Below are 7575 nucleotides of genomic sequence, written 5' to 3' on the forward strand. Positions count from 1 at the left end.
ACCCGGCCAATGGCCCGGGGTACGGTCGCATTCGTTTGGGAGCGAGCCGATGCCCGTGACCACTGAGGGTAGACACACCCCCTCCCCTTGATGGCACGATGTAGCCTACACCATTGTGGGTGTGGCGGCACGACCGCCATCGGGAGTGCGTATGCCGCGACGAAGCCACCAGCTAGGGGCGGCCGATCACGCCCTGCTCGGCCTGTTACGCCTGGGCGCCCGTCACGGGTACGAGCTGGCGTCGTACTTTCAGGCTGACGGCACCCTCGGGCCGGTCTGCACGCTGGGCGTCTCGCGCCTGTACGCCCTGCTGCACACACTCGAAGAGCTGGGGCTGGTGCACGCCGAGTCCTCCGTGGTCAGCGGCGGACCACCCCGCAAGGTCTTCAGCCTGACGGAGGCCGGCGCGACGGCGTTCGCTGCCTGGCTCGACCAGCCGATCCGCCGCCTCCGGCAGATCCGGCAGGATTTCCTCCTGAAGCTGTTCTTCTCGCAGAAGCTTCCGGAGCACGATACGGCCGGCCTGATCGACCGGCAGCTTGCCGTGAGCCGCGCCGTAGCTGACGAGCTGGCCGCGGCGGCCGCCGCCGAGCCGGCCGGCAGCTTCGCCCTGCTGGTGTACGAGTCACGGCTGGCGCTGGCACGCGCCACCACGACGTGGCTCGAAACGGAGCGGGCGCGGGCGGGCGAGCAGGTCACAGCACCGCCCGCCTGAGCCGTCACGACACGGCGTCCTGACGCCTGGGCAATCGCGTGTTCGCCGGTTTCCCAGGACGTCGTAAGACGCGCCCAACGCGCAATCGCCCCGGACCTCACGCCCCTTTTCGGCCGTGGACAGGGTACTCAAAGGTAAAATAGGTTTCTGACTCCAGGTCTGACCGTCAGTCGAGCGTCGTGAGGAGACCGCCCACTATGTCCGTCCCGATGCGCACCAGTTCGCCCTACCCGATGATCTCGGTCGCCGAGGCGACGGACGAGATCCAGTCGCGGGTTGCTCCGCTCCCGCCGATTGTCGTGGGGTTCCGCGAGGCGCTCGGCTACGTGCTGGCGGAGGATGCCATCGCGCCGATGGATCTGCCGCCGGCCGAGCGGTCAGCGGTGGACGGATACGCGCTGGTGGCGCAGCCAGGGCCGCTCTCGTTACGGGTGCTCCGCGAGCTGACGGCCGGCCAGAGCGCTGACCTCCACCTGGACCGGGAGACGGCGGTCAGGATCATGACGGGCGGCGTGATCCCGCCGGGCGCTGACGCCGTGGTGATGGTCGAAGAGACCGAGGAGCGGGACGGGGTCGTCACGGTCAGGTCGACGCCAAAGGTCGGCGACAACATCCAGGGCGCGGGCATCGACGTCCACCAGGGCCAGGCAGTCCTCGTCGCGGGCCGCCGGCTGGGGCCGCCCGAGATCGGGATGCTCGCGACCATCGGTCAGACGCGGGTCAAGGTGCATCCGAAGCCACGGGTCGCCGTGATGGCGACGGGCGACGAGGTCGTGGAGCCGGAAGAGGAGCCGCCTGTCGGATACGTCCGCGACAGCAACCGCTATGCCGTGATCGCCGCTGCCACCGAGGCCGGCGGTGAGGTCGTCTGGTCGCGCCACGTGCCGGATGACCCGGCCGCGCTGGCCGACGCCATGCGTGACGCGCTCTCGGTAGCCGACGTGCTGATCACGTCTGGCGGCGTCTCGATGGGCACGCGAGACCACATCAAGCCGCTCCTGGCCGAACTGGGAGATGTCCATTTCGGACGGATCGCCTTCAAGCCCGGCAAGCCGCTGACGTTTGCGTCGTTCCAGCGGCCGGGCCGCGTAGCCTACGCGTTCGGCCTGCCGGGCTTCCCGGTCTCGTCGCTGGTGACGTTCGAGGTCTTCGTGCGGCCGGCCCTGCGCCGCCTCCAGGGGTATGCCAACGTCCAGCGGCCACGGGTGCGGGTGACACTGGCGCACGACATCCAACCCGACGCCGGCCGCCTGGAGTACCACCGTGCGACGGTCCGCTGGCAGGACGGCACACTGCTGGCAACCTCGACCGGCAAGCAGACCTCCAGCCGGCTGATCACGATGGTCGGCGCAAACGCGCTGCTCGAAGTGCCGTCTGGAACGGCGCTGCTGCCAGCCGGCACGGAGCTGCCGGCCCTGTTGACGGGCGACCTCCAGAGTTAGGAGACCATCTTCACAGGCTGTCCGCCCCGCTCCGTTCGCTGATGAACGGGCGGCGAGCCCTGCGCTACAGCGTCGGGACGAACGCGACCGGATCGCCGTGGTTGACGCCCTCGTCACGGCCCGCGTCGGCCTGCACCACGCGGGCGTCGCGCTCGCTGAGCTGCACGACCCGCACGATCACCGACTCGCCGTGGCCGCTCGGCGTGCCGATGGCCAGCAGCGCGCCGAGATCGACGGGCTGCTGACCGACCCGAGCAATCACCAGCTCGGTCGGCGCGATCGACCGCACGAACCCGAAGTCTGGCGTTGCCAGGCCGCGCACATGCGGCGCCGCGAGCAGCCGCGTCCGCAGCGCGTCCTCGCGCGGACGCAGCGCCTCCGTCAGCGCCCACTCGGGCACGCGCCGCGCCTGCGCCACGAAGCCGCTCGGCTCCAGCGCTACGGACATCACGGCTTCGGCCAGGGCGTCTCGCGAGCCGCCAAGCCGTGTGCCGTCCGACAGGATGACGTGGTGCGCGGTCAGGAGCGCCAGCAGCCCGAGCGCCTCCGGGCGAGGCAGTAGCTGCGGAAAGGCATTTGCCAGCAGGGTGGCCAACCCATAGCCCGGCGGTGGATCGTCTCGGACGTAGGCCACCAGCGGCGGCTCAGCGGCCGGCAGATAGACGAACTTCCGCGAGGCCGCGCGTCCATGCTCCGCATAGAGGGTCCGGCCCTCGGCGTCCGTGCCGCACCGCTCAACCCCGACGGGCGCCGGCCGGTCCGCCGCCAGCCGGTACGCGATCCGCTCCACAACGAGCCGGTGCGGCGCGTGTGCCTCACTCATGCTGTTGTCGCCGCTCCCCGATGATCTGACCGCACACCCTGTAGCTTGCCACGGACTAGCTTGTCACGGATTGAATCAGCGCGTTCAGGTCGTCAAGCTCCCAGGCCGGCGCGAGCCGGCGGGCGGCCCGCGCCGACGCCAGCGCCTCGCCGCGCTGCCCCAGCTCCCGCTGGAGCATCGCCACGTCTCGCTGATACTCCCAGTTCCGCATCTGGTTGCGAGCGGCCCGTTGCATCCGCACCAGCGCGGCCGGCAGGTTGCCAGCCGCCCGCTCCATCCGCGCCAACCCGGCATCAGCGGGGGCCGAGCGCGGGTCAAGCTGGAGCCCCTGCTCGTAGAGGGCACGGGCGGCTTCCGGGTTGCCCAGAGCCAGCTCGGCATCCGCCATCCGCGCGAGACGCTCGGCGCTCGGACGGCTCAGTTGCTGGGCCTGTCGGAAGCGCTGTAGGGCAAGCGCCGGCCGCCCCCAACGGGTCAGCGCCACTCCGGACTGATCGTAGAAGCTGACTCTGCTCGGCCCGGCCGCGATGGCCAGGTCGAACGCCTCGACGGCGCGCCCGTAGGCGTCAGCCTGCTCGGTTGGATCGCGGCTGGCCTCGGCGCGCAGCATCCACTGACGCCCGAGATAGGCGTGCGGGTACGGATCGAGCGGATTCAGCTGAACGGCCCGTTCGAGCGTGACCTTCGCGGCGTCGAACAGGGCGGCGCGGCTCGACGGCGTCATCTCGAAGAGGTCTTCGTAGCGCGAGATCGTCACCGGCGACGAGAGCGTGGACGAGCGCGCGAGATCCAGGAACGTATCCCCGAGCGCCAGCAACGGGACGTCCAGCCAGGGGGTCGAGCGGGCGGCCAGGAGATCCTGCTGCGAGGCCGAGCCGGGCGCCTCGCCGGCCCGCAGCGCCAGCGCACGGGTATGGTAGAGATCGGCCAGGAAGGGAGCCGTCACCCAGGGGAGCGTCGCCAGCGCGACGGCTCCCGCCGCCAGCATAGCGGTCGCTCGGAGGCGCACGGCCGGGGTCAGCCCTGAGGCCGGTTGACCGCTGCGCTCGTTGCGCTTGCGCCGCGAGACGGCACGGGCCACGGCGACGGCGGCCGGCGAGCTCCACGGCAGCAGCGGCGCGACGGTCAGGCCAGCCAGCATCCAGAACAGCGCGCCGGTGACCGACGAGTCGAAGGCGAACTGGTTGGCGACGAGGTTAGCGGCCAGCGCGCCCAGCAGTCCGGCCGGCTGCCAGCGGCCGACGCCGCGCTCGGTGGCGGCCGCCAGCAGGCCCGCACGCGCCACCCCGACGAGCGTCGCCAGCAACGCCACCAGCCCGACGAGGCCGGTGGTCAACAGCGTGTCCAGCCAGAGGTTGTGCGCGCGGTCGAAGCGCTGATCCTCGAAGCGGTTCGCCAGGGCGACCGGGTACTTCGCTTCGAGCGCCGTCATCTGCGTCTCCGGGCCGAACCCCAGGACGATGCGCGGCCCCGCCAGCGCACCCACGGCGTCCTGCCAGATGAGCACCCGCTGGCGCGCGGAGGTGTCCTCGCCATCGCCGGTGTCTGGACGCGGGGCCAGCGCGAAGAGCGTGGCCGCCAGCACCAGGAGCGCGCAGGTCGCAACGCCGCCGACCAGCACCAGCCGACGCTGGCTCGGCCAGAACACGACGGCCAGCGTCACCAGCAGGCCAGCGCCCAGGGCCAGCAGGCCGCCGCGCACGTGCGTCAGCACCACGACGACGGCCTGGGCCGTCAGGAGCGCCGAGAGGCCGGCGAGATGGACGCGCGGATCGGTGTACCAGACAGCCTCGCGTTTCGGGCGGCGAGACGGCCGCGGCACAGCGTCTGCGGCCTCGGCAGCACAGACCAGCGTCAGCGGCAGCAGCATCGTCAGGTAGGTGGCGAGGGCTGTGGACGAGCCGAGCGTGCTCGCCACGCCGAGCGGTTGATGCAGCCAGTTCACCGGGTCGAGGTGCGCCGCCTGGACGAACGCGTACAGGCAGACGGGGATGCTCGCCAGCGTCCAGACCAGCAACAGGCCTCGACGGCGCTCGGCGTCGCGGCCCGCGATGGTCGCGGTAACCCCGAGCACCAGCCAGGCCAGGACCGTCGCCAGTCCGACCTGCCGGTCCCACGATCCGAGCAGGCTGACCAGCGGCGAGATCGACGCGGCCGTCGATACGGCGGTGGACAGGGCCAGCCCCGCCACACCGAGGATCGGCAGTTGCAGCGGGCCGCTCCAGACCTTCGCGAGCGCATTCCGCCACCCGAACGGCCCCGGCGACCCACCGAGTTTCGCGCCCTCCCACCCGAGCCAACCAAACAGCATCGCCAGCGCCAGGACGCGCAGGAGCAGCACCTTGGTGGACTCGAAGCCGAGCGCGCCAAGCGTGTGGAACACCAGCGGCGTCAGCAGGCCGGCGAGCTGGCAGGCGGCCAGACTCCACGATTGCTCGGCGCGGGCGGCGGAAGACACGCGGCTACAGACCTCGTCCGCCGCAGCCGGGCGGCGCGCTCACGGCCGGCCCGACGACGCCACGGCCCGTCGGCGTCGTGTCGTTGAAGCGGGTGTCGTCGCACGACCACGGCACGGACGGCGCGCGGTTAACTGCCCACCCGGCGCCGAGAATGAGCACCACGAGCAGGACACCGAGCCCCACCCCGATACCTGCCGCGGTGACGACCGACCGCATCCTACCCCGTGGCCCAGTTGCGTGCGCGATCCACGGCCCGGTGCCACGCCGACATCAGCTCGCCGCGTCGGTCAGCGGACATCGACGGCGCATACCGATGGGCTGGCTGCCACTGCTGCCCGATGGCCTGGGCGTCCTTCCAGTAGCCGACGCCCAGACCAGCCAGGTAGGCCGCGCCGCGCGCCGTCGTCTCCTGCACGTCCGCCACCTCAAGCGGGATGCCGAGCAGATCGGACTGGAATTGCATCAGGAAGCGGTTCGCCGTGCCGCCACCGTCCACCCGCAGCACGGGCACATCGACGCCGCCTTCGTCGCGCATGCCGGCCAGCACGTCAGCCGTCTGGAACGCAATCGCTTCGAGCGTCGCCCGGACCAGATGCTCTTTGCGGGTCGCCCCCGTCAGCCCGACGATGGCCCCGCGCGCGTACATGTCCCAGTACGGCGCGCCCAGCCCGGCAAAGGCCGGCACGAAGTAGACGCCGCCCGTGTCCGGCACCGCGTTCGCGAGCGCTTCCGTCTCGGCGGCATCGGCGATCAGCCCGAGGCCGTCGCGCAGCCACTGAACCGCCGCGCCCGTCACAAAGACCGACCCCTCCAGGGCGTACGTCCAGCGCTCGCCAAGCTGCCACGCGACGGTCGTCAGCAGCCCCAGTCGCGAGCTCGGGGCGCGCTCGCCGGTGTTGAGCAACAGGAACGAGCCGGTGCCGTAGGTGTTCTTCGACATGCCGGGGCTGAAGCAAGCCTGCCCGAACAGGGCCGACTGCTGATCTCCTGCAACGCCCGCGACCGGCACCGGCACACCGCCGAACGTCTCGAGGGCCGCGCCCGCGACCTCCCCGAAGACGCCGCTCGACGGGCGAACCTCGGGCAGCAGGGCGCGCGGCACCCCGACCGCGTCGAGCAGGATGCTGTCCCACTGATGCTCGTAGATGTTGAAGAGCATCGTTCGGGAGGCGTTTGTCGCGTCGGTGGCGTGGACGCGGCCATCGGTCAGCCGCCAGAGCAGCCAGGAATCGACCGTCCCGAACGCCAGCTCACCGGCCTCGGCGCGTTCGCGGCTGCCCGGCACGTTCTCCAGCAGCCAGGCGATCTTCGTCGCCGAGAAGTAGGCGTCGATCAGCAGGCCAGTCCGCTCGCGGACGATGGGCTCCAGCCCGGACTGCTTCAGCCGCTGGCAGATCGCGGCGCTGCGGCGATCCTGCCAGACGATGGCTTTGTGGATCGGCTGGCCGGTCTTGCGATCCCAGATCAGCGTCGTTTCGCGCTGGTTGGTGATCCCGATGGCCGCGAGATCGGCCCCGCTGATGCCCGCCGACGCCATCGCCTGACTGGCGACGCGCATGGTGCTGGTGAAGATCTCCTCGGGGTCGTGCTCGACCCAGCCGGGCCGCGGAAAGTACTGGTGGGTCTCGCTGTCGGCCATCGCGACCGGCGCTCCTCGCCGGTCGAACACCAACGCCGCCGACCCCGTGGTGCCCTGATCGAGTGCCAGGATGTATCCACGCCCGCCGTCGCTCACACCACGCCCTCCTGCTGAGGGAGTATAGACCGCCCCCAGGCCGGCCTCCTATGAATCGGGCTTCGGACGCAGGGCGATCGCATGTTGGGTGTGTCGTGCCGCCGCGTCGGGGCTTGAAAGCCCCGCCTACCATCCTGCAGTCGCTGCGCGACGCCCCGGTCTCACCAGACGACGCCGTTTCCGGTGTCCGTCGCGCAGCGACGGCGTGACGGTAGGCGGGGACTTCAGTCCCCGACCGCCCGTTCCACGATGCTTCGGGGACACCAATGAACAGGCCATCGCCCTGATGCTGCTACCAGTGCAATCGTATGTTGAGCGCGTCGTGCCGCCGCGTCGGGGCTTGAAAGCCCCGCCTACGATCCTGCAGTCGCTGCGCGACGCGCCAGTCGCACCAGTGCCGG

The 7575-nt window shown here is 71.0% G+C and carries 6 protein-coding genes; 2 read left to right on the forward strand and 4 right to left on the reverse strand.

The annotated features are described in order from the left end of the window. Positions 1 to 151 precede the first annotated feature (151 nt). Complete coding sequence (locus tag IT306_19050; protein ID MCC7370527.1) at positions 152 to 715, forward strand: PadR family transcriptional regulator; 564 nt, start codon at positions 152 to 154, stop codon at positions 713 to 715. Between the two features lie 209 nt (positions 716 to 924). Further along, entirely contained in the window at positions 925 to 2157 is a 1233-nt protein-coding gene (locus IT306_19055; protein MCC7370528.1) for a molybdopterin molybdotransferase MoeA, read from the forward strand. A gap of 64 nt (positions 2158 to 2221) precedes the next feature. Here IT306_19055 and IT306_19060 read toward each other — a convergent pair whose 3' ends face one another. From IT306_19060 to glpK, 4 genes are read right to left on the reverse strand one after another with little or no spacing between them, the layout of a single operon-like run. Beyond that, on the reverse strand, positions 2222 to 2980 hold the full coding sequence (locus IT306_19060) for a hypothetical protein (GenBank protein ID MCC7370529.1): 759 nt from the start codon (positions 2978 to 2980) through the stop codon (positions 2222 to 2224). A 55-nt stretch (positions 2981 to 3035) separates the two neighbouring features. Next, the gene (locus tag IT306_19065; GenBank protein MCC7370530.1) at positions 3036 to 5438 is read right to left on the reverse strand and encodes an O-antigen ligase family protein; all 2403 of its coding nucleotides are present in this window, start codon (positions 5436 to 5438) and stop codon (positions 3036 to 3038) included. A 4-nt stretch (positions 5439 to 5442) separates the two neighbouring features. Next, the gene (locus IT306_19070) at positions 5443 to 5622 is read right to left on the reverse strand and encodes a hypothetical protein (protein ID MCC7370531.1); all 180 of its coding nucleotides are present in this window, start codon (positions 5620 to 5622) and stop codon (positions 5443 to 5445) included. A 34-nt stretch (positions 5623 to 5656) separates the two neighbouring features. Further along, on the reverse strand, positions 5657 to 7174 hold the full coding sequence (glpK, locus tag IT306_19075; GenBank protein MCC7370532.1) for a glycerol kinase GlpK: 1518 nt from the start codon (positions 7172 to 7174) through the stop codon (positions 5657 to 5659). Positions 7175 to 7575 lie beyond the last annotated feature (401 nt).

It is taken from the genome of Chloroflexota bacterium, assembly GCA_020850535.1.
Lineage (GTDB): Bacteria > Chloroflexota > UBA6077 > UBA6077 > JACCZL01 > JADZEM01.